This is a genomic window from Kocuria oceani, from assembly GCF_029524215.1.
Taxonomy (GTDB): Bacteria; Actinomycetota; Actinomycetes; order Actinomycetales; family Micrococcaceae; genus Kocuria; species Kocuria oceani.
Genome location: NZ_JARAMH010000011.1, coordinates 15,457 through 37,872 on the forward strand (window position 1 = coordinate 15,457; position 22,416 = coordinate 37,872).

The 22,416-nt window shown below is 73.4% G+C and carries 23 protein-coding genes; 12 read left to right on the forward strand and 11 right to left on the reverse strand.

Annotation, left to right across the window (positions count from 1 at the left end; translation table 11 throughout):
* Positions 1–13: 13 nt before the first annotated feature.
* Together PU704_RS12285 and PU704_RS12290 are read left to right on the forward strand one after the other, a co-directional pair.
* Complete coding sequence (locus tag PU704_RS12285) at positions 14–346, forward strand: protealysin inhibitor emfourin (RefSeq protein WP_139318485.1); 333 nt, start codon at positions 14–16, stop codon at positions 344–346.
* Between the two features lie 92 nt (positions 347–438).
* Positions 439–1,308, forward strand: coding sequence for a fructosamine kinase family protein (locus PU704_RS12290; protein WP_277551547.1), 870 nt, complete (start codon positions 439–441; stop codon positions 1,306–1,308).
* 279 nt (positions 1,309–1,587) lie between these two features.
* On the opposite strand, the gene PU704_RS12295 is transcribed toward PU704_RS12290, so the two are convergent.
* Complete coding sequence (locus PU704_RS12295; protein WP_277551548.1) at positions 1,588–2,112, reverse strand: VOC family protein; 525 nt, start codon at positions 2,110–2,112, stop codon at positions 1,588–1,590.
* An 80-nt stretch (positions 2,113–2,192) separates the two neighbouring features.
* On the opposite strand from PU704_RS12295, the gene PU704_RS12300 reads away from it, so the two are divergent.
* The 6 genes from PU704_RS12300 to PU704_RS12325 all read left to right on the forward strand — a co-directional run bounded on the left by PU704_RS12300 (position 2,193) and on the right by PU704_RS12325 (position 6,444).
* A complete protein-coding gene (locus PU704_RS12300; protein WP_277551549.1) occupies positions 2,193–3,008 on the forward strand; it encodes a helix-turn-helix domain-containing protein in 816 nt (271 codons plus the stop codon).
* A 137-nt stretch (positions 3,009–3,145) separates the two neighbouring features.
* On the forward strand, positions 3,146–4,243 hold the full coding sequence (locus PU704_RS12305; protein ID WP_047802338.1) for an alkene reductase: 1,098 nt from the start codon (positions 3,146–3,148) through the stop codon (positions 4,241–4,243).
* Positions 4,244–4,520: 277 nt separating this feature from the next.
* Positions 4,521–4,772 carry a DUF3253 domain-containing protein gene (locus PU704_RS12310; protein ID WP_222844982.1) on the forward strand — a complete coding sequence of 84 codons (252 nt, stop codon included), beginning with the start codon at positions 4,521–4,523 and terminating at the stop codon, positions 4,770–4,772.
* A 34-nt stretch (positions 4,773–4,806) separates the two neighbouring features.
* Positions 4,807–5,535 (forward strand): hypothetical protein, encoded by a 729-nt coding sequence (locus PU704_RS12315; protein WP_277551550.1) that lies wholly within the window; start codon positions 4,807–4,809, stop codon positions 5,533–5,535.
* A gap of 9 nt (positions 5,536–5,544) precedes the next feature.
* On the forward strand, positions 5,545–6,060 hold the full coding sequence (locus PU704_RS12320; protein ID WP_047802336.1) for a methylated-DNA--[protein]-cysteine S-methyltransferase: 516 nt from the start codon (positions 5,545–5,547) through the stop codon (positions 6,058–6,060).
* Between the two features lie 33 nt (positions 6,061–6,093).
* Positions 6,094–6,444 (forward strand): cupin domain-containing protein, encoded by a 351-nt coding sequence (locus tag PU704_RS12325; RefSeq protein ID WP_047802335.1) that lies wholly within the window; start codon positions 6,094–6,096, stop codon positions 6,442–6,444.
* Positions 6,445–6,485: 41 nt separating this feature from the next.
* Here PU704_RS12325 and PU704_RS12330 read toward each other — a convergent pair whose 3' ends face one another.
* On the reverse strand, positions 6,486–7,553 hold the full coding sequence (locus tag PU704_RS12330; RefSeq protein ID WP_277551551.1) for a spore photoproduct lyase family protein: 1,068 nt from the start codon (positions 7,551–7,553) through the stop codon (positions 6,486–6,488).
* A gap of 187 nt (positions 7,554–7,740) precedes the next feature.
* On the opposite strand from PU704_RS12330, the gene PU704_RS12335 reads away from it, so the two are divergent.
* Entirely contained in the window at positions 7,741–9,240 is a 1,500-nt protein-coding gene (locus PU704_RS12335) for an FAD-dependent oxidoreductase (RefSeq protein WP_277551552.1), read from the forward strand.
* A 98-nt stretch (positions 9,241–9,338) separates the two neighbouring features.
* Here the strand turns inward: PU704_RS12335 and PU704_RS12340 are convergent, their stop codons facing one another.
* Complete coding sequence (locus PU704_RS12340) at positions 9,339–9,560, reverse strand: hypothetical protein (RefSeq protein WP_047802332.1); 222 nt, start codon at positions 9,558–9,560, stop codon at positions 9,339–9,341.
* A gap of 334 nt (positions 9,561–9,894) precedes the next feature.
* Between PU704_RS12340 and PU704_RS12345 the strand changes: the two genes are divergently transcribed.
* Positions 9,895–10,803, forward strand: coding sequence for a PIG-L deacetylase family protein (locus PU704_RS12345; protein WP_277551553.1), 909 nt, complete (start codon positions 9,895–9,897; stop codon positions 10,801–10,803).
* Positions 10,804–10,838: 35 nt separating this feature from the next.
* Here PU704_RS12345 and PU704_RS12350 read toward each other — a convergent pair whose 3' ends face one another.
* The 7 genes from PU704_RS12350 to PU704_RS12380 form a co-directional block, all read right to left on the reverse strand.
* Positions 10,839–12,194, reverse strand: coding sequence for a glucose-6-phosphate dehydrogenase (locus PU704_RS12350; RefSeq protein ID WP_277551554.1), 1,356 nt, complete (start codon positions 12,192–12,194; stop codon positions 10,839–10,841).
* A gap of 28 nt (positions 12,195–12,222) precedes the next feature.
* Complete coding sequence (locus PU704_RS12355; protein ID WP_277551555.1) at positions 12,223–13,758, reverse strand: AMP-binding protein; 1,536 nt, start codon at positions 13,756–13,758, stop codon at positions 12,223–12,225.
* Between the two features lie 31 nt (positions 13,759–13,789).
* Positions 13,790–14,242 (reverse strand): MaoC family dehydratase, encoded by a 453-nt coding sequence (locus PU704_RS12360; RefSeq protein ID WP_047802328.1) that lies wholly within the window; start codon positions 14,240–14,242, stop codon positions 13,790–13,792.
* A gap of 108 nt (positions 14,243–14,350) precedes the next feature.
* Positions 14,351–15,109, reverse strand: coding sequence for a 3-oxoacyl-ACP reductase FabG (gene fabG, locus PU704_RS12365; protein WP_047802327.1), 759 nt, complete (start codon positions 15,107–15,109; stop codon positions 14,351–14,353).
* A gap of 136 nt (positions 15,110–15,245) precedes the next feature.
* Complete coding sequence (locus PU704_RS12370; RefSeq protein ID WP_277551556.1) at positions 15,246–15,638, reverse strand: SDR family oxidoreductase; 393 nt, start codon at positions 15,636–15,638, stop codon at positions 15,246–15,248.
* The gene (locus tag PU704_RS12375; RefSeq protein ID WP_277551557.1) at positions 15,635–16,849 is read right to left on the reverse strand and encodes an acetyl-CoA C-acetyltransferase; all 1,215 of its coding nucleotides are present in this window, start codon (positions 16,847–16,849) and stop codon (positions 15,635–15,637) included. Before PU704_RS12375 ends, PU704_RS12370 begins: the two co-directional genes overlap by 4 nt.
* A 39-nt stretch (positions 16,850–16,888) precedes the next feature.
* The gene (locus tag PU704_RS12380; protein WP_047802325.1) at positions 16,889–18,103 is read right to left on the reverse strand and encodes an acyl-CoA dehydrogenase family protein; all 1,215 of its coding nucleotides are present in this window, start codon (positions 18,101–18,103) and stop codon (positions 16,889–16,891) included.
* Positions 18,104–18,253: 150 nt separating this feature from the next.
* On the opposite strand from PU704_RS12380, the gene PU704_RS12385 reads away from it, so the two are divergent.
* On the forward strand, positions 18,254–19,525 hold the full coding sequence (locus tag PU704_RS12385) for a PucR family transcriptional regulator (RefSeq protein ID WP_083665031.1): 1,272 nt from the start codon (positions 18,254–18,256) through the stop codon (positions 19,523–19,525).
* A gap of 8 nt (positions 19,526–19,533) precedes the next feature.
* Positions 19,534–21,462 (forward strand): glycoside hydrolase family 15 protein, encoded by a 1,929-nt coding sequence (locus PU704_RS12390; protein ID WP_277551558.1) that lies wholly within the window; start codon positions 19,534–19,536, stop codon positions 21,460–21,462.
* A gap of 62 nt (positions 21,463–21,524) precedes the next feature.
* Here the strand turns inward: PU704_RS12390 and PU704_RS12395 are convergent, their stop codons facing one another.
* Positions 21,525–22,409 (reverse strand): tryptophan-rich sensory protein, encoded by an 885-nt coding sequence (locus tag PU704_RS12395; RefSeq protein ID WP_277551559.1) that lies wholly within the window; start codon positions 22,407–22,409, stop codon positions 21,525–21,527.
* Between the last annotated feature and the right edge of the window lie 7 nt (positions 22,410–22,416).

Here is a 22,416-nt window from a genome sequence, read left to right on the forward strand (position 1 = left end):
GACGGTGCCCTCCATGGCGAGAGTGCGCTACCACGTGGAAGGCGGCATCGCCTACTTCCCGGGCCTGGCCGCGGAGCGGGCCTTCGAGACGGAAGCCCTGCCCCCGGCCCGGCGCGACGAGCTGCTCGGCCTCTTCGACACCGTCTGCACGCACCGGCTGTCGTCGGCCGGCCCGACCATCCCGGACGGCGCGGCCGACCAGCAGACCTATGTCATCGAGATCCAGGAGGACTCCGGGGTGCGACGCCTCGTGGTGGGCGAGTTCGACCAGGACCCCGTGGCCCGGGAGCTCCTGGCGCGGCTGCGCGACTGCGCCGACCAGTGCGAGGCCGGCGGCGAGCAGTGAGGCGGTCCCGGACGGCCCGGCGCACCAGCGTGTGCACCACCTCCGGACACCACTGCTGCGCCAGGCAGCCGCCCATGCAGTAGAACGGGGTCATGACTTCCTTGGACCTGCCCCCTGACCTCGTCGACGACCTCGGCGTCCGCCGCGCGCGCCCGCTCGGCGGCGGCGACACCGCCGCCGCGTTCCGCCTCGAGACGGCCCGCGGTCCCCTGTTCGCGAAGACGATGGCGGACCCGCCCGCCGGGATGATGGCGGTGGAGGTCGCCGGGCTGCAGGCCCTGCGGGAGCACGCACCGGAGTCCCTCGGGGTGCCGGAGGTGGTGCGCTGGTCGGAGGACGGCATCGTCCTCGAGTGGATCGAGGAGTCGACCGGCCCCCGCGGGGCCGGGACCGAGGAGGCCTTCGGGCGGGGTCTGGCGGACCTGCACCGCGTCCACGGACCAGCATTCGGCGCGCTGGCCCCGGAGCTGCCCGGGCGGATCGGCTCCTTCGAGGTGGACCTGTCCCCGACGCAGGACTGGGCGGAGTTCCTGCTCGAGCGGCGGATCCGTCCGCTGATGCAGGACGCGGTCGCGTCCGGCCGGATCGACAAGCGTGCCGCTGACCTCCTGGAGGAGCTCGCGCCGCGGGCCCGCGAGTTCGCCGGGCCAGAGGAGCCGCCGACGCTCGTGCACGGCGACCTCTGGGCCGGCAACCGGCTCGTGGACGCCGCAGGGCGCAACTGGCTGATCGACCCGTCGGCGTACTGGGGGCACCGGGAGATCGACATCGCGATGATGCTGCTCTTCGGCGGCTTCGGCGAGGACTGCCTGGCCGCCTACCACGCGCAGCACCCGCTCGCCCCGGGCTGGGAGGAGCGGGTGCCGTGGTACCAGCTGCCCCCGCTGCTGGTGCACGCCGTGCGGTTCGGCGGTGGGTACGGGGACGCGACGACGAGGGCGCTGCTGCGGCTGCGCGGCTGAGCAGCGGCGTGGCAGGAGACCCGTGACGTGCCGCTTCAGGTGCGCTTCAGCCCGCGGTGGTTGTCTGGGTCCTGCGGGGGTTCCCCGGGACACCAGGGAGTGCTGGTGGTCGCCGATCGCGGGCTGGAGGGCCGGTGGCCGGTGATGCGTCCCGGGAACCGGGCCCCGTGGGCGGTGCTGAGGAGTCCGCGCACGGGGCCCGGACCCGGTGCCCGGCGGAAGGGCCCGGTGCCCCGCGCCCCCGCCCGGACACGATGTGCCCGGGAACGGGTGTCGGGGTCACTCCTGGCCGGAGGACGCCGCCCACTCGGCCACGCGAGCGTTGCTCTCCTCGTCGGAGAGGTCCTCGACGCGCGTCATGATCGACCAGCGGATGCCGAACGGGTCGCGGATGCTGCCGTACCGGTCCCCGGAGACGAACGTGCTGACGGGTTCGCGCACCGTGGCGCCGGCCGCGACGGCACGGGCCACCACGTCGTCGACGTCCGGGACGTAGAGGCCCAGCGAGCAGCACGCCTCGTCGCCGCCCGGCGGCGGGACGAGGTGGAAGGCGGGGTTCGCCTCGCCGAGCTGGAAGCGCCCGTTGCCGAGGTCGAGGGTCGCGTGCACCACGACGGGCGTCCCGTCCGGGCCGGGCATGTCGGTGCGGTCGACGAGGACGGCCCCGAAGACGCTGGTGCAGAAGTCGATCGCCGCGGCGGCGTCCACCACGGCGAGGAACGGGGTGAGGGACGTGAAACCGTGCGGAGTGCCGTCGGTCGTGTGCGTCCCGGTGACGCCGCGGACGCCCTGTTCTGTGCTCATGCCGCGAGCCTAGGACGCGGGTCCGGCACGGTCTTGAAGATTCCCGACATCCCGGAGGGAGCGGTGGCTACGCTCGGGTCATGAGCGAGCCGCCCACCACGCGGGGCCACCTCACCCCGGGACCGCACGCCACGGTGACGCGCCTTCCCGCGCCCGACGACGTCGCCCACCTCGTCCGGCAGCTGTGGATCCCCGAGTGGAGCCTGCCGCCGGGGGAGCGCGTCGAGCAGCTGGTGCTGGGGTATCCGGCGAGCAACGTGGTGGTCGAACCCGACGGGGTGGCGCTGCACGGGCCCACGACCCGCGCGTCCACCCGGGTGCTGACCGGGCAGGGCTGGGCGGTCGGCGCGCTGCTGCGCCCGGCGGGGGTCCTGCTGTTCACGGAGCGCCCGGCCGGTCTGCTCGACGGATCGGTGCCGCTCGAGGCGCCGGGACTGCACCGTGCCGTGGCGGAGTCGATGGCCGGTGCGGGGCCGGGCCGGGACGCCGCCGCCCGGCGGGAGCGCGCCGCGGCGCTGGTCGTGGAGCACGTCCGTGCCCGGGCGGCGGGACTGCCCTCGGAGGCCGCGCGGGACGGCGTCCTGGCCAACCGGCTGGTGGATCTGGTCGAGTCGGGCACCGGGGCACGGAGCCCGGACGACCTGGCGCGGGAGCTGCACGTGTCCGTGCGCTCGCTGCAACGGCTCGCTGCCCGGTTCGTGGGGATGCCGCCGCAGCTGCTGCTGCGCCGTCGTCGGCTCCAGGAGGCCGCCGAACGGATGCGCGCGGACCCGGACACGGACCTGGGGGTGCTCGCCGCGGAGCTCGGGTTCGCGGACCAGGCCCATCTCACCCGGGAGTTCCGCTCGGTCCTGGGGGCCACGCCGCGCGGCTACGGCCGATCGCGCGCGGGATAGGACGTGTTCGCGGCGTCGCACCCCGCCGGAGTCCGCCCCCGGTGACGGTCACCGACCGGGAATGTGAGGCAGGAGACACCGGAGGCGAAAATATCTGGGCCCCCGATCCCGTTGACACGGAAAGAAGCAGTTCCCTGATGAAAGGTTTCCCCGTGCCGAAGTCCTCCCTGACCACCCCGCTCGATCTCGGTTCCCTGCGGCTGCCGAACCGTCTCGTCATGGCCCCGTTGACCCGGATGCGCTCCGGCCGCGACGGCGTCCCCGGCGAGCTCAACGTGGAGCACTACACCCAGCGCGCCTCGATGGGCCTCATCGTCACCGAGGGCACCTACCCCGACGTGGTCGGGCAGGGCTTCGCCTTCCAGCCCGGCATCCAGACGCCCGAGCAGGTCGAGGGCTGGCGGCGCGTGGCCGACAGCGTGCACGACGCCGACGGGCGGATCTTCATGCAGGTCATGCACGCCGGCCGGGTCTCCCACCCGGACCTCAACGGCGGCGCCCAGCCGGTCGCGCCCAGCGCGGTCGCCATCGAGGGCGAGATCCGCACCTACCGCGGCAAGTCCGCGCTGCCCGTGCCGCACGCCCTCACCACCGAGGAGCTGCCCGGCGTGGTGGACTCCTTCGTGCGGGCCGCCCGCAACGCGGTCGAGGCCGGGCTGGACGGAGTGGAGCTCCACGGCGCCAACGGCTACCTGCTGCACGAGTTCCTCGCCCCGGGCGCCAACCAGCGCACCGACGAGTACGGGGGCACCCCCGAGAACCGCGCGCGCTTCGTGCTCGAGGTGGTGCGTGCCGTGGTCGACGAGATCGGCGCGGAGCGGGTCGGCCTGCGGATCTCCCCAGAGCACAACATCCAGGACGCCTGGGAGCTCGAGCACGAGGACGTCGTGGCCACCTACACCGCCCTGGCGACCGGCCTGGCCGATCTGGGCCTGGCGTACCTCTCGGTCCTGCACCGTGAGCCGGAGGGCGAGCTGGTGCAGGGGCTGCGCCGCGCCTTCGGCGGGGTGTTCCTCGCCAACAGCGGCTTCGGGACCCCCACCAGTCGTGAGGAGGGTGTCCGGCTGCTCGAGGAGGACGTGGCGGACGGCGTCGTCGTCGGCCGTCCCGCGATCGCCAATCCCGATCTGGTCCGCCGGTGGGCCGAGGGCCTCGCCGAGAACGAGCCGAACCCGCGGACCTTCTACTCCCAGGGCGCCGAGGGCTACACCGACTACCCGTTCGCGGAGGCCTGAGCCGGAGGCGGCGCCCGCCCTGTGACGGGCCGGCGCCGCTGAGCCTCTCCGTTCGGTGAGGCGGATCGCGGCTCGGGCTGTCCGAGCGGCCTGGGACCATGAACCATGACCAGCACCACCGCCGGGCAGCGGAGCCTGGAGAACGCCCTCCGCGGGGAGACGGACCGGGCCGAGATCTGCCGGGAGTTCTCCGGGGGAGTGCGAGAACCGGTCCAGGAGTCCCGTGCCGAGGCCCGCGCCGGTACCATGAGCCGTCCCACAGGGAGAGGAGCCTCTCGTGACCACCCCGTCGCCCGCCGAGATGCGCTCGGTGCTGCTCGATCTGGTGCGCCGCCGCGGCGCGGAGAAGACCGTCTGCCCCTCCGAGGCGGCCCGAGCACTGGCCCCCGTCGGCTGGCGGGACCTGATGGAGGACGTGCGTCAGGAGGCGTACCGGTTGGCCGACGACGGGCTCGTGGACATCACCCAGCAGGGCCGCGTGGTCGACGGCCGGTCGGCTCGCGGACCGATCCGCGTCCGTCTCCGCTGACCGCCCGGACGTCCACCGCGGGTACCGTGTGCCCATGACGACCGTCCCCATCAGTGCCCTGCTCGGTTCCGCACTCCGCGTGCCGTTCGTCCTGCTCAAGCAGTTCCGGCCGCAGCGGCCCATCCACTCCGAAGGCGTCGGACTCGAGGGGGTCCTGACCCGCACCGGCGGCGGATCCAGCGGCATCCGCTGGATCGACGAGGCCGGCGAGGACCCCATGCGCGTCCGGTTCTCCCGCTCCGCCGGCCTCCCGCACGGGTGGCCCGACATCCTGGGCCTCGCCCTGCGCTGCCCGGTGCCGCCCTCCGGCCAGATCGACGGCCGCAGCGACGGCCGCGCCGACATCCTTCTCGCCACCGCCGGCAGCGGGCGGCTCTCGCGGTTCGTGCCGACCCTCCACCGGTACGTCCCGGAGAGCCCGTTCACGTCCTTCATGCCCTACCGCGGCCTGAACGGCCCGGTCCTGCTGGCCGCGCACCCCGAGCCCCGTGCGGAGCGGCTTCCTGCCCGCCCCGACCGGTTCCGGGCCTCCGTCACGGCCGAGCCGTGGCGACTCAGCCTGTCCTGGGCCACCCCTCTCGGTCCGTGGCGCCGCTTCGCCACCGTGGAGCTCTCTCCGGGCGTGCCGTTCGGGGACGACGAGCGCTTCGACCCCCTGCTCAACGTCCCCGCGGGCGCCGAGAACTACGACTGGACCTGCCGCCTGCGGGAACCGTCCTACAGCCTCGCCCGCAAGCCGCGGGAGGAATTGCGTGCGACATAGAATTGCGCCATGGGACTGAGACTGAGCCCGGCATCTTCCGCCTCGACCACCCGCCGCCATGCGCTGGTGGAGTCACCCATCGGCCCGCTGGCTCTCGTGGAGGAGAACGGTGCGCTTGCAGCGCTGTCCGTCGAGGGGGCGCGGCAGGGGCCCGTCCCCGACTCCTTCGGTGCCCGGGACGACGACGTGCTGCCGCACGTGCGCGAACAGCTGGACGACTACTTCGCCGGCCGGCTGCAGGAGTTCGACGCCGATGTCGTGCTCCACGGCACCCCGTTCCAGGTGCGGGTGTGGAACGCCCTCGCGCAGGTCCCGTACGGGACGACCGGCACCTATGGACAGCTCGCCCGCACGATCGGCGCGCCCAGGGCGGCCCAGGCGGTGGGCGCGGCGAACGGCCGCAATCCCGTCAGCCTGCTCGTCCCCTGCCACCGGATCATCGGCGCCAACGGCCGGCTCACCGGCTACGCCGGAGGCATGGCACGCAAGGAATACCTGTTGCGCCTCGAGGGCGCTCTGCTCTGACCACGCCCGGCCGCCGCCCCACCAGGAGGACCCATGCCCCGCCTCGACGACCTTGTCGGCACCAACCTGGCGAAGGCCCGCACGGCCGGCAGCGGACGCAGCACGGAACTGGTGGTCCACGACGGCGTCCTGCGCCAGACGATCATGGCGCTGTGCGCCGGCCGGGAGCTCGCCGAGCACGTGGCCCCACCGGCCGCGACGCTCCAGCTGCTGCGCGGGCGGATCCGGGTGCTCAAGCGCGGCCAGCTCGCCGAGGAGCTCACCTCCGGGGACCTGCTGTCCCTCACCGACTCGCGGCACTCCGTGGAGGCCCTGGAGGACTCGGTGTTCCTGCTGACCACGGTCTCCCGGCCCTCGGACGGCTACGACCCCCGGGTCGCCTGACGCCGGGTCGCTCCCGGCGCCAGAGGCTCGGCACGCGCAGCTCAGAACGCGTAGCGGACCTCGCAGTACGGCAGCCTGTGGTGCAGCAGGTCGAGGAACTGCTCCAGGCAGCGCTGTTTGTCCCGGAACCGGTAGCGCACGTTCAGCGCCCCGTTCTGTGACCGCTTCGCCTCCTGGAGGTCCGGGCGCCACAGCACCTCCTCGGCCTTGGGGTGCCACTGCGTGTTGACCTCGTGCAGCTGGGCGTTGTGGGTCAGGAAGATGACCTCCGAGGCGAGCTGCTCCTTGGCCGCCGGGCCCAGGCCGGCGTCGAGCTGATCGAAGAGCTCGGCCCAGTCCTCCAGCCAGGTGTCCGTGACGATCACCGGGGAGAAGTTCACGTGCACCTCGTACCCGGCCGCCACGAAGTCGTCGATCGCCGCGATCCGTTCGCGCACCGGGGTCGTGCGGATGTCCGTGAGCTTGGCCAGACGCTCCGGCATCAGCGAGAACCGCACCCGGGTCCGTCCCTGCGGGTCCCAGTCCAGCAGCTCGCGGTTGACGTACTTCGTGGCGAACGAGGCCTTCGCCGTGGGGTGGCCGCGGAACAGGTCCACGAGGTCGTGCACGTTGTCGCTGAACAGCGCGTCCGCCGAGCAGTCGCTGTTCTCCCCCAGGTCGTAGACCCACGCGGCCGGATCGCACTGGTTGGGCTCCGGCTTCACGCCCTGCCGGCGGATGTGCCGGTCCAGGTATCCGCTGATCTGCTCGATGTTGGCGAAGACCGTCACCGGGTTGCTGTACCCCTTGCGGCGGGGCACGTAGCAGTAGGCGCAGGCCATGGCGCACCCGTTGGCCGTGGACGGCGCGATGAAGTCCGCCGACCGGCCGTTGGGCCGCGCCGCCAGCGACTTCTTCACGCCCAGGACCAGTGCCTCGCGCTTGATCCGCACCCACCGCCGCACGTTGGTCTCGTCCCCGTGCAGCTCCGGGATCTGCCAGTGGCTGGGCACCTCCACCAGGGTGGCGTCCGGCCACCGTTCGAGCACCTCCCGGCCGCGGGGCAGCTCGGCCGCCGCCGGTTCGTAGTAGATGCGGGTGATGTCGACCAGTGACGGATCCGGGGGCATGCGGACGAGTCTAGGGGCCCCCTCCGACAGTGGACTTACCACTCCGAGGCGGACAGGATGGCACCATGGCCGCCCGCGAGAACGGCCGTGCCGTCCGCACGGCCTCCTCACGGGCGCCGCGCCGACCCGGGGCCGGCCGCCCCGCGGCCCGTCCGCCGACCCGCACCGACCACGAGGGAGCAACCCCATGAAATCCGTATGGCTCGACACGTACGAGGTCCCGTCCGCGGCGTCGGACCAGTTCGTCCCCGGCGCGCACTACGACACCGTCGTCGCCGGTGCCGGGCTGACCGGGCTGACCACCGCGGTCCTGCTGGCCCGCGCGGGTCAGCGCGTCGCCGTCCTCGAGGCGCGCTCCGTGGGCGCCGTGACCACGGGCAACACCACGGCGAAGCTGTCCCTGCTGCAGGGCACCACGCTCTCCCAGATCCGCCGGCACCAGTCCGACAAGGTGCTCCGCGCCTACGTGGAGGGCAACCGGGAGGGCCAGTCCTGGCTGGTCCGCTATCTGGAGGAGCGCGGCGTCCCCTTCCAGCGTCGTGCCGCCTACACCTACGCCACGACGTCGCAGGGCGCCGAGCAGCTCCGCAAGGAGCTCGAAGCCGCCCGTGCGGCGGACCTGCACGTGAACTGGACCAGCGACACCGGTCTGCCCTACGAGGTCTCCGGGGCGATCACGCTGCCGGACCAGATCCAGTTCCACCCCATGGAGGTGCTCGGCGCCCTCGTCGCCGAGCTGCGGGAACGCGGCGGCACGCTCGTGGAGGGCGTCCGGATCACGGGCGCGGGACTCCGCTCGCCCCTGACCGTGCGCACCTCGGAGGGCTCGGTCCGGGCCGACCGGCTCGTGCTCGCCACCGGCATCCCGGTCCTGGACCGCGGCGCGTACTTCGCGAAGGTGTCCCCGAACCGGTCCTACGCCCTGACCTACCGGGTCCCCGGCGCGCCGGGCTCCATCCCGGAGGGGATGTACATCACCGCGGACAGCCCCACCCGCACGCTGCGCACCGTGCCGATCGACGGCCAGGAGCTGCTGCTCGTGGGCGGCAACGACCACGTGGTGGGACGTTCCGCCTCTCCGCAGGCGGCGGTCGACGACCTCGAGGAGTGGACCCAGCGGCACTTCCCGGGCGCCGAGCGCACCCACGCGTGGGCCGCCCAGGACTACGAGTCGATCAACGTCATCCCGTTCATCGGCGCCCTGCCGCGCGGCGGCGGCAACATCTACCTGGCCACGGGCTACAACAAGTGGGGGATGAGCAACGCCGTCGCCGCCGCGATCGCGCTCAGCAGCGAGATCCTCGGCGGGAACGTCCCGTGGGCACGGACCCTCGGCCGGCGGGTGACCTCGCCGTCGGACGTGCTCACCGCCCTGAAGTTCAACGCGAGCGTGGGCTTCAACGCCCCGAAGGACTGGCTCAAGGCCGAGCTGAAGGAACTGCCCGCGGAGACGCCGGCGGAGGGGGCCGGCATCGTCGGCCGTGAGGGCGGGCGGCCCGTGGCCGTGTCGACGGTCGACGGGACCACCTGCCGGATCTCCGGGGTGTGCACCCACCTCGGCGGTGTGCTGCGCTGGAACGACGCCGAACGGTCCTGGGACTGCCCGCTGCACGGCTCCCGCTTCGCCGCTGACGGCGCCCTGCTGGAGGGCCCCGCGGTCAAGGACCTCCCGCGGATCGACGGCTGACGCCCTCGCGCGGACACGACGACGGCCCCCACCTCGCTCGGTGGGGGCCGTCGGTGCTCCTGCGGGCGGCGGGAACGGTGCCGCGCCGGACGGGGAGCCTACTTCTTGGAGGAGCTCTCCTCGAGCTTCAGGGCGATGCCGATCGCGAAGAAGGTCGGCGTCCACTCGCCCACGAACAGGCCCCAGCGGTCGGCCTGCGGCTTGGACTTGCTCTTGCCGAGGCTGGCTGCCCAGGACAGGACGGACAGGCCGATGGACGCGAAGCCTGCCGCGTAGGCGTGCTCGCTGCGGACACCAAGGTTCTGGATCGTGCTGATCATGGAAATACCTCTTTCCTGTGGTGGTCACCATCGAGGGTGAGCTCGTCGAGCCGTGTTCGCCCAGTCTCACACGAAACAGGTGAATAGCAAAGCAGGCTGACGATAAAAGTGGTGGCCGCCCGCGGGGTCCACCCCGGTTGTGGACAGTTTTGTGGTCCCCGGAAACCCCGTTAACCGATGCAAAAATGTGTTTCCTCATGCAAACTGATCGGTACCCGACGCACCGGTCACCACCGGCGTCGGGTGGACGCCGAACCGGTCGGGGGGCCGGTGGCGTCGACGGCCCGGGCGCGACGGAGTGCCCGGGTCGCGCTGATGATTTCTGGGGGGAAACATGCTGCCATCCGTCGTGGGCGCTCTGCTGAGTGCCATCGTCCTCGCCTACGTGCTGCCGGACGCGAACTACAAGCGCCACAAGCGTTTCATCGTCGGCGCCAGGGGGCTGCGCCGGGCGATCGTGATCGTCTACTCCGTGCTGCTGGCGCTGAACCTGTGGTGCGCCACGATCATGCCCGTGACGCTGGTCTGCGACGCGATCGCGGTCTCCACGCTGGTCGCCACCGGCGTCTTCGGCTTCGCCATCGCCGAGCGGCGGATCCCGGCGGCCACCGTGGTGCAGCGCCGCCGGGTGCTGGCCGTGGGCGCGCACCCGGACGACCTCGAGCTGGCCTGCGGGGCGACCCTGGCCAAGCTGGTCGACACCGGCCACGAGGTCCGCGGACTGGTGATGAGCTCCGGGGAGGTCGGCGGCAACGCCGGCCTGCGCCCGGTCGAGGCCCAGCGCGGCGCCTCGTTCCTCGGGCTGTCGGGACTGCGGGTGCACGACTTCCCGGACACGAAGCTGGAGACGGTGACCAACGACCTGGTGCGCGCGATCGAGGCCGCGATCAAGGAGTTCCAGCCCGATGTGATCTTCACCCACTCGGCCCACGACCAGCACCAGGACCACTACGCGGTGCACCAGGCCACCCTGCGCGCCGCACGGGCCCACCACTCGATCCTGTGCTTCGAGTCCCCCTCGGTGACCCGCGACTTCGACCCGTCCGTGTTCGTGGACATCGACGGCTACGTGGACGTCAAGGTCGAGGCCGTGCTCTCCCACCGCGACCAAGCGGGCAAGCCCTACATGACCCCGGGACGGGTGCGGGGCATGGCCGCCTTCCGCGGCGCTCAGGCGAAGAACACCAACGCCGAGGCCTTCGAGCCGGTCCGCCTGCTCGGCTCCGCCATCGGCGACCTGTGACCGGGTCTTCCGGGCGGTGAACTCCGGGCCGGCGCTCAGACCGGCCCGGAGCTGCCCGCGGGGTAGTCGAGCAGCGGCACGCGGCCGTCCTCGAAGGCGGCCAGCACCTCGTCGACGATCCGCCACCCCTGCTCGGCCGCGTCACCGCGGACACTGAAGGTGTGGTCGCCCTCGAGGATGCCGCGCAGCACGCTGCCGTAGGCGGTCAGTCCCGGCCGGGCCATCCCCGAGGAGAGCGTCACCCGCGTCATCCCGCGGGAGTCGAAGGGCCCGCCCACGTTCAGCCCCAGGGACAGCTGCTCCTCCTCGAGACCCATGCGCAGCACGTTCGGCGCGACGTCCCCGGAGTGCGGCAGCTGCTCGTAGTCGTGCGGCGGGCGGTGGAACGTGATGGCGATCTCCTGGCGCGGGTTGCCCACGGCCTTGCCCGAGCGCAGGGTGACCGGCACGCCGTTCCAGCGCCAGGTGTCGACCTCGAGGACGACCTGGGCGAACGTCTCCGTGCCGCGGCTCGGGTCCACCCCCTCCTCGGCCGTGTAGTCGGGCAGCTCCCGGCCGTCCACGGTGCCGGCGGTGTACCGGCCGCGGACCGCGGCCCCGGCGGGGTCGCCCCGCCAGGGCTTCGCCGCCCGCAGCACGTGGCTGGTCAGCGTGGGGATCTCGACCTGGTCGAAGGAGGACGGCGGCTCCATCATGACCAGGGCCATCACCTGCAGCAGATGGGACTGGACCATGTCCCGCAGCGCCCCCGTGGAGTCGTAGAACCCCGCGCGCCCCTCCAGGCCCAGGGTCTCGTCGAACACGATCTCCACGGACTCCACGTGCTCCCGGCTCATCAGCGGCTCCAGCAGCCGGTTGGCGAAGCGCAGCCCCACGAAGTTGAGCACCGCCGGCATGCCGAGGAAGTGGTCCACCCGGAAGGTGCGCTCCTCGGGCACGAGCCGGCCCACGAGACGGTTCAGCTCCCGGGCGGTCTCCGTGTCCGAGCCGATCGGCTTCTCCAGGGCCAGCACCAGGTCGTCCGGCAGGTCCATCCCGGCCATGGCCTCGCAGGCCCGGGCGGTGACGGCCGGCGGCAGGGCGAAGTACAGGCAGACCGGGCCCTCCGCGCCGTCGAGCAGAGCGGCGAGGTCCCCGGCGTCGGTGACGTCGCCCGCCACGTAGCGGGCCGTCTCCCGGGTGTGCGCGGCGGCGGGCCCGGAGGCGCCGACGGCGTCGAAGGCCTCCGCCACCACCTGCGCCCACCCGTCCTCGGATTGGCGGGAGGAGCCGACGACGTCGATCCGCAGCTCCGGCTGCGAACTGAGCAGCGTGCCCAGCCCCGGCAGGAGCAGACGGGAGGTGAGGTCGCCGGTGGCGCCGAGAATGATCAGGGTCCTGATGGGCGTCATACCAGCACGCTACCCCGGCGCCGCGCGGTCACGCCTCCGCGGCCACGTCCGCGGCGAGGTCCCGCTTGCGGATCTTGCCCGTGGCCGTCTTCGGCAGCTCGGCGAGGACGACGACCTCCCGGGGGTACTTGTAGGCGGCCAGCGAGCGCCGGGCGTGCGCCACGATCTCCTCCGCGCTGACGGCCGTGCCGGGGCGGGGGCTGACGACCGCGACGATCTCCTGTCCGTGCCGGGGGTGCGGCCTGCCGACCACGGCCACCTCGAACACCGCGGGATGCGCGGCGATCACCTCCTCGACCTCCCGGGGGTAGACGTTGTACCCGCCGCGGATGATGAGCTCCTTCTTGCGGTCCACCACGAAGACGAAGCCGTCCTCGTCCATCCAGCCCAGGTCCCCGGTGTGCAGCCACCCGTCCCGCAGCGCCGCCGCCGTGGCCTCGGGGTCCCCGTAGTAGCCCTTCATGATCGTGGGCCCCCTGTAGAGCAGCTCGCCGACGTGCTCGGGGCCGGGAGGCAGGACGGCGCCCTCGTCGTCGACCACGCGGCACTGCGTGCCCCACAGGGGCCTGCCGATGGAGAGCGCCTTGCGCTCCTCCCGCGAGACGTTGACGGAGACGGAGCTCGTGGACTCGGACAGCCCGTAGCCCTCCAGGACCGTGGCGTTCGGGAACTCGGCCTCGAAGCGGCGCAGGACCTCACCCGGCAGGGCGGCGCCCCCGGAGGTCACCCGCTCCACGCTGGAGAGGTCCCGGCCCGCGGTGCCCGCCTCCAGCATGGCGACCAGCATGGTGGGGACGGCGGAGAACCGCACCACCCGGTGCCGCTCGATCAGGTCCATCGCCGCGACGGGATCGAACCGTGGCAGCAGGACCAGCGTCACCCCGTGGCGCACCCCGATGTTGAGCACGCTGGTGAGCCCGTACACGTGGAAGAACGGCAGGACCGCCAGCACCGTGCCGTCCGGGTCCACGGGCACGCGCTCCGCGGAGGCCGTGGAGTTCATGTAGATCCCGAAGTGGGTCAGCTCCGCGCCCTTGGGCGCGCCGGTCGTCCCGCTCGTGAAGACGATCACCGCCGTGTCGTCGGCCGCGGTCGCCGCCGTGTCCACGGGCGGGCGGCGCTCGAGCAGCTCGGCGAAGTCGCGGGTGCCCTCCGGGCGGGGACCCGCACCGGTGCCCACGACGTACACGGCGACGTCCCCGGCCCCGCGGGCACCGGCGAGGGCCTCGGCGGCCACCGCGTCCGTGGTCACCAGCAGCTCGCAGTCCGCGGTGCGCAGCTGGTGGGCGACCTCGCGGGCCGTGAGCAGCGGGTTCATGGGGACCATGACGCAGCCCGCCCGGGTGATCCCGAAGTACGCGAAGAGGAACTGCGGGACGTTGGGCAGCTGGACCCCGACCGCCGTGCCCGGTGCGAGCCCGAGGGCGCGCAGGTTCGCGGCCACGAGGTCGGCGGCCGCGTCCACCTCGTGGAAGCTCCAGCTGCGCCGCCCGAGCACCACGCACGCCTTCTCGGGCGTGGCCGTCGCGGTCTCGCGCAGCATCACGGACACGTTGAAGCTCATCGGCTGCTCCTGACGTCGGTCGAGGGATCGGTCACGGGCGCAGCAGCGAGACGATCTCCGCCACGCAGGCGGGCCGGTCGGAGTCCTCGACCTCGACCGTGACCCGCACGGTGGCCCGCGCTCCCTGGGGGCCGCGCTCGAGGCCGATCAGCTCCGCGCCCGCGCGGACCCGGCAGCCCACGGGCACCGGGCGGGGGAATCGGACCGTGTCGGAGCCGTAGTTGACCACCATGGACAGGCCCTCCACCCGGTAGATCTCGCGCAGGAACGCCGGCACCAGCGAGAGGGTGAGGTATCCGTGCGCGATCGGCCCGCCGAAGGGCCCGGACCGGGCCCGCTCCGGGTCGGTGTGGATCCACTGGTGGTCGTCGGTGGCGTCGGCGAAGAGGTCCACCTGCTCCTGCGTGACGGTCCGCCACGGGCTGTGGCCCAGGTGCGTGCCGAGCGCCGCGGCGTACTCGTCGATCCCGGTGTAGGTCTGCATCTGCTCTCTCCTGCTGTCTGGACAGTGTGTCGTCTGGACGGTCTGCCGGTGGCACGGCCTGCGACCGGTGCCGCGGTGGTCGGTGCCGCTGCGGCCGGGGGCCGGTCGTCAGGCGCGGGGCCCGCCGGCGACGTAGAGCACCTGCCCGGAGACGAAGGACGCGTCCTCGCGGGCGAAGAAGGACGCCGCCGCGGCGATGTCCTCGGGGGTGCCCGTCCGGGCCACCGGGATCTGCTGGGCGGCCTTCTCGACGAACTGCTCGTAGGGCACGCCCATCCGCTCCGCGGTGGTCCGCGTCATCGCGGTCTCGATCAGCCCCGGGGCGATCGCGTTGACGGTGACGCCGAACTTCCCGAGCTCGATCGCGAGGGTCTTCGTGAAGCCCTGGATGCCGGCCTTGGCGGCCGCGTAGTTGGCCTGCCCGCGGTTGCCCAGGGCCGAGGTCGAGGAGATGTTGACGATCCGCCCCCAGCCCTGCTCCGTCATGTGCGCCTGCACGGCGCGGGACATGAGGAAGTGCCCGCGCAGGTGCACGTTCATCACCGTGTCCCAGTCGTCGGCGCTCATCCGGAACAGCAGGTTGTCCCGCAGCACGCCGGCGTTGTTGACGAGCACGGTGGGCGGGCCGAGCTCGGCGGCCACGGCCTCGACGAGCCCGGCGACGGACGCCTCGTCGGCGACGTCCGCGGCGTAGGCCCGGGCCGTGCCCCCGGCCGAGGTGATGGCCTCGACGACGTCGGAGCACGCCTCGGCGGAGAGGTCGACGGCGGCGACGGCCATCCCGTCGGCGGCGAGCCGCTGTGCGAGCGCGGCGCCGATGCCGCGGGCCGCGCCGGTGACGACGGCGGTGCGCTGGTGCGTGGTCATGGGTCCTCCTGGAGTCGGCCGGACGTGCCGGTCGGGTGGGTCCGTCGGTTGAGTCCGGCGGGTGGGTCCGGCATGGTGGTCCGGCGGGGTGGTCCGGCCGGACGACCGCGGTGGTCGATCGGCGCGGTGTGGGCGCTCAGAGCGGGCCGTTGAGGCCCGGTCCGCCGTCGAGCACGAGGGTGCGCCCGGTGATCCAGGACGCGTCCTCGGAGAGCAGGAAGGCGGTGGCGGCGGCGACGTCCTCGGGGGTGCCGATCCGGCCGAGGGGATAGCCCGCGGCGACCTGCTCCTCGCCCCCGGCCAGCAGCGCCGCCGCGAACCGGGTGCGCACGATCGCCGGCGCCACCGCGTTGACCCGCACCTGCGGGGCCAGCTCGAGGGCCAGCTCCTCGGGCTTCCGGGCGGTCAGGCAGAACCGGGCGCCCTCGGCCACGAGACGCTCGACGATGCCGAGGCCGATGCCCCGGCTCGCGCCGGTGACCACGGCGACCCGGTCCTCGAAGCGCCGGCAGCCGGCCGTCCCGCTCACGAGAGCCGCTCCACGATCATCGCCATGCCCTGGCCGCCGCCCACGCACATCGTCTCCAGGCCGATCTGCCGGTCGTGCTGGCGCAGGCCGTTCAGCAGCGTGGTGGTGATCCGGGCGCCGGTCATGCCCCACGGGTGGCCGAGCGCGATGGCCCCGCCGTTGACGTTGAGCTTGTCCTCGGGAATGCCGAGGTCCTCGGCGGAGGGCAGCACCTGGGCCGCGAAGGCCTCGTTGAGCTCCACGAGGTCCACGTCGTCGATGCTCATCCCCGCCCGGGCCAGCGCCTGCCGGGACGCCTCGACCGGGCCCAGGCCCATGATCTCGGGCGAGAGGGCGGACAGCCCCGTCGAGACGATCCGGGCGAGCGGGGTGAGCCCCAGCTCCTTGGCCCGGGTGTCGCTCATGATCACCAGCGCCGCGGCGCCGTCGTTCATGGGGCACGCGTTGCCGGCGGTGACCGTCCCGTCGGGCCGGAACACCGGGCTCAGCTGGGCGACCGCCTCGAGCGTGGTGCCGGCGCGGGGGCTGTCGTCGCGCGTCACGAGCGTGCCGTCCGGCAGGGTGAGGGGGGCGATCTCCCGGTCCCAGAAGCCGCTGTCCCGGGCCTGCTCCGCGCGGTGCTGCGAGCGCACCGCGTAGGCGTCCTGCGCCTCCCGGGACACGCCGCGCAGCTGGGCGACGTTCTCCGCGGTCTGGCCCATGGCGATGTAGATGTCCGGCACCTCGCCGTCGTCCCGGGGGTCCTGCCACGTCCCGGCGCCGCCCGCGGCGCGCCGGTCCGAGCGCTCCCACGCCTGCCGGAACCACGGGTTGCGGGTGTCCTCGTCGGAGCGGCCCCGGCCGAGGCGGCTCGTGGCCTCCACCCCGGCCGAGAGGAACACGCTGCCCTCACCGGCCCGGATCGCGTGCATGGCCATGCGGGTGGTCTGCAGGCTGGACGAGCAGAAACGGGTGATCGTGGTCCCCGGGACCTCGTCGAGCCCGGCGCGGACGGCCACGAGACGGCCGAGGTTCTGTCCGGACTCGCCCTCGGGGACGCCGCAGCCCAGGATCAGGTCGTCGATCTCCGAGGGGTCGAGCTCGGGCACCTCGGCGAGGGCGGCGCGGACCATCTGGGCCGCCATGTCGTCGGCGCGCATCTCGCGCAGGGAGCCCTTGCGGGCGCGCCCGATGGGGGAGCGGACGGCGGAGACGATGACTGCTTCGGGCACGGGGTTCCTTCCGGTGGGATGAGGGGGGGGCGGCGGCGCTCAGGCGAAGGCCGAGACGCCGGTGATCGCGCGGCCGACGATGAGGGACTGCATGGAGTCGGTGCCCTCGTAGGTGTAGACCACCTCCATGTCGGTGAGGTGGCGGGCGACGTCGTTCTCGAGCAGGAGCCCGTTGCCGCCCAGGACGTCGCGGGCGGTGGAGACGACCCAGCGGGCCTTCTTGGCCGCCGTGAGCTTGGCCAGGGAGGCCATGGGGCCGGTGAGGGCGCCCTCGTCCTGGAGCTCGACGAGCCGGAAGCAGATCAGCTTGATCGCCGTGGTCTCGGCGAGCATGTTGGCCAGGTTGTTCTGCACGAGCTGGTAGCTGCCGATCGACCGGCCGAACTGCTTGCGCTCGCCGGCGTAGCGGACGGCGATCTCGTAGGCGGCGATCGCGTGGCCGAGGGCCTCCCAGGCCACCCCGCCGCGGGTGGCGTTGAGGACCTTGTTGACGTCCTTGAAGGAGTCGCAGCGCTGCAGACGGTTCGCCTCGGGAACGCGCAGGTCCTCGATGACGATGTCCGGCTGCAGGATCGCGCGCTTGCCGATCTTGCCGGTGATCACGGTGGGGCGGAACCCGGCGGGGAACTCCGCGTCCGGTTCGCGTTCGAGCACGAAGGCCTTGACCTGGCCGTCCTCGACGTCCCGGGCGTAGATGACCACGACGTGGGCGTAGGAGGCGTTGCCGATCCAGCGCTTCGCCCCGTCGAGCACCCAGGTGTCGCCCTCGCGGCGGGCGCTGGTCTCGAGGGCCACGGAGTCCGAGCCGTGCTCCGGCTCGGTGAGCGCGAACGCGCCGATCCGCTCGAGGCGGGCCATGGCCGGCAGCCACCGCTGCTTCTGCTCCTCCGAGCCGAGGGTGTTGATCGAGCCCATGGCCAGGCCGGAGTGCACGCCGAAGAACGTGTTGATCGAGCCGTCCCCGCGGGCCAGCTCCAGGGACACCTGGGCCCCGGCCATCCGGCTCATCCCCGGGCAGCCGTGGCCCTCGATGACCGTGCCCGCCACGCCGAGCTCGGCGAGCTTCGGGACGAGCTCGAAGGGGAACTCCGCGCGCTCCCAGTAGTCGTTGATGACGGGGCGGACCTCCGCGTCGACGAAGGCGCGCACCCTGTCGCGGATCGCGCGCTCCTCGGCGGTGAGGCGGGCGTCGAGCCGGTAGATGTCGTGGTCCTCCAGCACGGAGGTCCTGGGTGCGGTCGCGGTCTGGGTCATGGGGTGCTCCTGGGCTCGGGCGGGCATCGGCGCTCGCCACCATCCTGTGCGCCGCGTCACAGCGGGTACATGGGCGCGGTGCACGAAGATCCTTGTGCAGCAGCGGCCGTTCTGCGGTCCGGACTGTGCACCGCGTGCGATCGTGGAGGAATGGAGCACAGCGAGGCGCAGGACACGGCGCAGGAGCCGGCGCGGCCCGGCGGGCAGGACCGGCTCCGCCGGGCCTGGACCGGGATGCTGGCGGACGCCGACCGGATCGCCGACGGGATCACCGCGGTGCTGCTCGGGAAGGGCCCGGCCGGCGGCGGCTGGTCCACCCCGGAGCTGCAGGCGCTGCTGCGCCGGAGCACCCGCGAGCACGTCGGCCGGGGCCTGCGCATCCTCGCCGGGCGCGCGGACGACGACGGCGGCACGGCCCGCGCGGTCGACGTGTGGCGGGACACGGGCATCGAGCGGGCCCGCCAGGGTGTTCCGCTGGAGGCGGTGCTGTCCGCCTACACCACCGGCAACCTGCTGCTCTGGGAGGCGATGACCGACCGGGTGCGGGACGGCCGGGCCGAGATCACCGCCGAGGAGCTCGTCACCGCCGGCCGCCGGCTGTGGCACGACCTGGGGGTGCAGAGCGAGGTCATGAGCGAGGCCTACCGGCGCGAGACCGCCCGGCAGGAGCTGCGGGACCTGCGCCGGCAGGAGAACTACCTGGCGGGCCTGCTCGAGGGCCGCGCCGCCGACCCGGAGTTCGCCGGCCAGGCCGAGCAGATCCTCGGGATCCGCGCTGACGCCCCGGTCGCCTGCGTCGTCGCGGTCGTGGAGGACCCGCACAGCGAGCCCCTGCACCACCCCGAGGACCGGGTGGAGCGGATGGGCGGGACCTCCCGCTGGGGCGTGCGCGACGGCGCCCTCTACGGGGTGGTCGCCATGCAGGGCGCCGACGAGGCGTGGCTGAGCGACCTGCTGCGCCCGGCCGTCGAGGGCCGGGTGGGGGTGGCCCTCGCCCGGCAGGGCATGGCGGACACCGCGGCCGCCTTCCGGCTGGCCGCCCGGGCCGCCGCGACCCTGCCGGTGGGGGCGCGGCGGCTCGTGTGGGCCTCGGCCCGCCTGCCGGAGCTGCTGCTCGAGACGAGCCCGGAGGTGGGCTCGATGATCGTCGAGCAGGTCCTGGCCCCGGTGCTCGCCCTGCCGGCCCACCAGCGCACCACGCTGCTGGACACCCTGCGCGCGCTCCTGCGGCACAGCGGCTCGCCGACGTCCGCGGCCGAGGAGCTGTTCTGCCACCGCAACACCGTGATCTACCGCAGCCGCCGGCTCGTGGAGCTGACCGGGTGCAGCCCGCAGGAGCCGCGGGGCCGGCTGCTGCTCGAGCTCGCCGTGCTCGCCCACGACCTGGCCGTTTCGGGGGGCCGGAGCGCACCGGCTGGTTGAATGGGCCCATGAGCGACGAACCCCCGCGGCCCCCGTCCACGCCCCTGGAGGACTACGCCCTCCTCTCCGATCTGCACACCGGTCCGCTGGTGTCCCGCGAGGGCAGCATCGACTGGCTGTGCTTCCCCCGGTTCGACTCCCCGTCGGTCTTCGCCGCCCTGCTCGGCGGCCCCGAGGACGGGCGGTGGAAGCTCTCCGCCGTCGGCGGCGAGGTCGTCTCCCGCCGCTACCTGCCCCGCACCTTCGTGCTCGAGACCACGTGGCGCACCCCCACCGGCACCGCCGTGGTCACCGACTTCCTGCCCCCGGGTGGGTCGGAGGGCCACCCCGACCACGCCGACCTGGTGCGCCGGGTCGAGTGCACCGCCGGGACGGTGGAGGTGGAGCACGACCTGCGGATCCGCTTCGACTACAACCGCGCCCTGCCCTGGACCCGACGGGTCGAGGTGGACGCGGACGGCACGTGCGGGCTGCTCTCGATCGCCGGCCCCGACGCCCTGCTGCTGACCGGGCCCATGCTGCACGCCCACGGGGCCGCGCCGGCCGAGCCGCCGCAGGATGCGGCACCGGAGGAGCCCGGCCGGCCCGACGACGACGCGGGAGGGGTCTCCGACCGGCTGGCCGGGCGCTTCGCGCTCTCCGCCGGGGAGTCCCTGGACTGGGCGCTGACCTGGTACGAGTCCCACCACCCGCTGCCCCGGGCGGTGGACCCCGCCCGGGCCCTGGACCAGGCCGTCACGTTCTGGACCGAGTGGTCCTCGCACGTGAGCACGCACAAGCGCCACGAGCAGGCCGTGCTGCGCTCCCTGCTCGTGCTGCGGGCGCTCACCCACCGGGGCACCGGCGGGATCGTGGCCGCCCCCACCACCTCCCTGCCGGAGGAGTTCGGGGGAGTGCGCAACTGGGACTACCGCTACACCTGGCTGCGCGACGCGGCCCTGACCATCGAGGTGCTCGTCGCCCACGACTTCACCGACGGCGCGCTGCACTGGCGCAACTGGCTGCTGCGGGCCGTGGCCGGGGACCCCGACCAGGTGCAGATCATGTACGGGCTGGCGGGGGAGCGGCGGCTGGCCGAGAACGAGCTGGGCCATCTCGCCGGGTACGAGGACTCGGCCCCGGTGCGGATCGGCAACGGGGCCGTGGGCCAGTACCAGGCCGACGTCGTGGGCGAGGTCATGCTGGCGCTGGCCGCCCTGCGCGACGCCGGGATCGAGGAGGACACGTCCTCGTGGGAGCTGCAGAAGAACCTGCTGCGCTTCTGCGAGCGCAACTTCGAGCGCCCCGGTCACGGCATCTGGGAGATGCGCGGGGACCCGGCCTTCTTCGTGCACGGCCGGGCCATGATGTGGGCCGCCTTCGACCAGGGCATCCGTGCGGTGGAGGAGCACGGGCTCGGCGGGCCGGTGCAGCGGTGGCGCGAGCTGCGGGAGCAGCTGTGCACCGAGATCATGGAGCGCGGCTTCGACGCGGAGCTGAATACCTTCACCCAGACCTACGGCAGCACCGAGGTCGACGCCTCGCTGCTCCAGCTGCCGCACACCGGGTTCGTGGCCTACGACGACCCGCGGATGCTCGGCACCGTGGCCCGGATCGAGGCGGACCTGCGCGGCGAGCACGGGCTGGTGCACCGGTACCGGACGGCCTCCGGGCTGGACGGGCTGGAGGGCGGGGAGTACCCGTTCCTGATCTGCACGTTCTGGCTCGTGGAGCAGTACGCGCGCAGCGGGAGGGTGGACGACGCCGGGGCGCTGCTGGAGCAGCTGGCCGGCTACGCCAACGACCTGGGCCTCTACGCCGAGGAGTTCGACCCCGACACCGGGCGGCTGGCCGGGAACTTCCCGCAGGCGTTCAGCCACCTGGGCTTCATCCGCGCCGTGGACGCCGTGGTGCGGGCGCGGGCCGGGGAGGACCTCCAGGAGCGGTCCGCGTCCTGACCCTGGGCGGTCCGCGTCCTGGCCGCGTGCGGGTGCCGCTCCAGCCTCGTGCGGGTGCCCTCCTAGCGCCGCGCGGTCACCGCCGGCGCACCCTGATCCGTGCGCCGCGCCGCGTGCGGGGCCGCCCCGGGTGCCGGGGCGCGGCCGCGCGCGAACGCCGTGGCGAGCACCACCAGCACGGCGGCGAGGACCGCGCCGTAGGCCAGGGTCAGCGACTGGGGCTCGTCCAGGGCCCGGCCGACCGCGATCCAGGACAGGCCCCACGCCGAGGCGGCGGCCACGGCCCAGCGCCCGCCGACCCGGTGCTGGATCCACGCCAGCACCGCGGCCAGCACGAGCACCACGGCCACGCCGATCCACTCGGCGCCCGGCCCCTCCTGGCGCACGCCCGAGGCGACGAGGGCGGCCGCGACGTTGGCCGCCGTCGCGACGGCGACCCAGCCCAGGTACAGCCCGAAGGTGCCGTCCACCACGAGCTGGTCCAGCCGGGTGCCCGGGTCCGGCAGCTCGGCCAGGCGCTGCACCAGCAGGCCCAGGACGAGGGCCAGGACGACGATGACGCCGACGCTGACCCAGATCCACCCCTGCTGGGTGACCAGCAGCCAGCCGGCGTTGAGGAGCATGGAGACCGCCGCGAGCCAGCCGGTGGCGCGGGCGCGCGGGTCCGCGGCGCGCGAGGGCAGCCACTGCCAGACGGTGTACGCGAACAGGCCCAGGTAGATCACCGACCAGATGGAGAACGCGGTGCCCGCCGGGGCGAGCAGGGTGGCGTCCGCGGCGAGGCTGCCCCCGGAGGACTCCTCGACCCGGGTGCCGAACAGGCCGATCCCCACCAGGGTGCCCAGCACGCACGCGATCTCGCTGACCGTGACCACGACCTGGCGGGTGCGGTCCGCGGCGGTCGGCCGGGCGGGTCCGGCGGGTGCGCGGACGGGGGAGGTGCTCACGGGAGGA

Excerpts from the sequence above, each read along its gene's own strand:
- PU704_RS12285 (WP_139318485.1), top strand. The coding sequence starts at position 14 with ATGGCGAGAGTGCGCTACCACGTGGAAGGCGGCATCGCCTACTTCCCG.
- PU704_RS12290 (WP_277551547.1), top strand. The coding sequence starts at position 439 with ATGACTTCCTTGGACCTGCCCCCTGACCTCGTCGACGACCTCGGCGTC.
- PU704_RS12295 (WP_277551548.1), bottom strand. The coding sequence starts at position 2,112 with ATGAGCACAGAACAGGGCGTCCGCGGCGTCACCGGGACGCACACGACC.
- PU704_RS12300 (WP_277551549.1), top strand. The coding sequence starts at position 2,193 with ATGAGCGAGCCGCCCACCACGCGGGGCCACCTCACCCCGGGACCGCAC.
- PU704_RS12305 (WP_047802338.1), top strand. The coding sequence starts at position 3,146 with ATGAAAGGTTTCCCCGTGCCGAAGTCCTCCCTGACCACCCCGCTCGAT.
- PU704_RS12315 (WP_277551550.1), top strand. The coding sequence starts at position 4,807 with ATGACGACCGTCCCCATCAGTGCCCTGCTCGGTTCCGCACTCCGCGTG.
- PU704_RS12320 (WP_047802336.1), top strand. The coding sequence starts at position 5,545 with ATGGGACTGAGACTGAGCCCGGCATCTTCCGCCTCGACCACCCGCCGC.
- PU704_RS12325 (WP_047802335.1), top strand. The coding sequence starts at position 6,094 with ATGCCCCGCCTCGACGACCTTGTCGGCACCAACCTGGCGAAGGCCCGC.
- PU704_RS12330 (WP_277551551.1), bottom strand. The coding sequence starts at position 7,553 with ATGCCCCCGGATCCGTCACTGGTCGACATCACCCGCATCTACTACGAA.
- PU704_RS12335 (WP_277551552.1), top strand. The coding sequence starts at position 7,741 with ATGAAATCCGTATGGCTCGACACGTACGAGGTCCCGTCCGCGGCGTCG.
- PU704_RS12340 (WP_047802332.1), bottom strand. The coding sequence starts at position 9,560 with ATGATCAGCACGATCCAGAACCTTGGTGTCCGCAGCGAGCACGCCTAC.
- PU704_RS12345 (WP_277551553.1), top strand. The coding sequence starts at position 9,895 with ATGCTGCCATCCGTCGTGGGCGCTCTGCTGAGTGCCATCGTCCTCGCC.
- PU704_RS12350 (WP_277551554.1), bottom strand. The coding sequence starts at position 12,194 with ATGACGCCCATCAGGACCCTGATCATTCTCGGCGCCACCGGCGACCTC.
- PU704_RS12355 (WP_277551555.1), bottom strand. The coding sequence starts at position 13,758 with ATGAGCTTCAACGTGTCCGTGATGCTGCGCGAGACCGCGACGGCCACG.
- PU704_RS12360 (WP_047802328.1), bottom strand. The coding sequence starts at position 14,242 with ATGCAGACCTACACCGGGATCGACGAGTACGCCGCGGCGCTCGGCACG.
- fabG (WP_047802327.1), bottom strand. The coding sequence starts at position 15,109 with ATGACCACGCACCAGCGCACCGCCGTCGTCACCGGCGCGGCCCGCGGC.
- PU704_RS12380 (WP_047802325.1), bottom strand. The coding sequence starts at position 18,103 with ATGACCCAGACCGCGACCGCACCCAGGACCTCCGTGCTGGAGGACCAC.
- PU704_RS12385 (WP_083665031.1), top strand. The coding sequence starts at position 18,254 with ATGGAGCACAGCGAGGCGCAGGACACGGCGCAGGAGCCGGCGCGGCCC.
- PU704_RS12390 (WP_277551558.1), top strand. The coding sequence starts at position 19,534 with ATGAGCGACGAACCCCCGCGGCCCCCGTCCACGCCCCTGGAGGACTAC.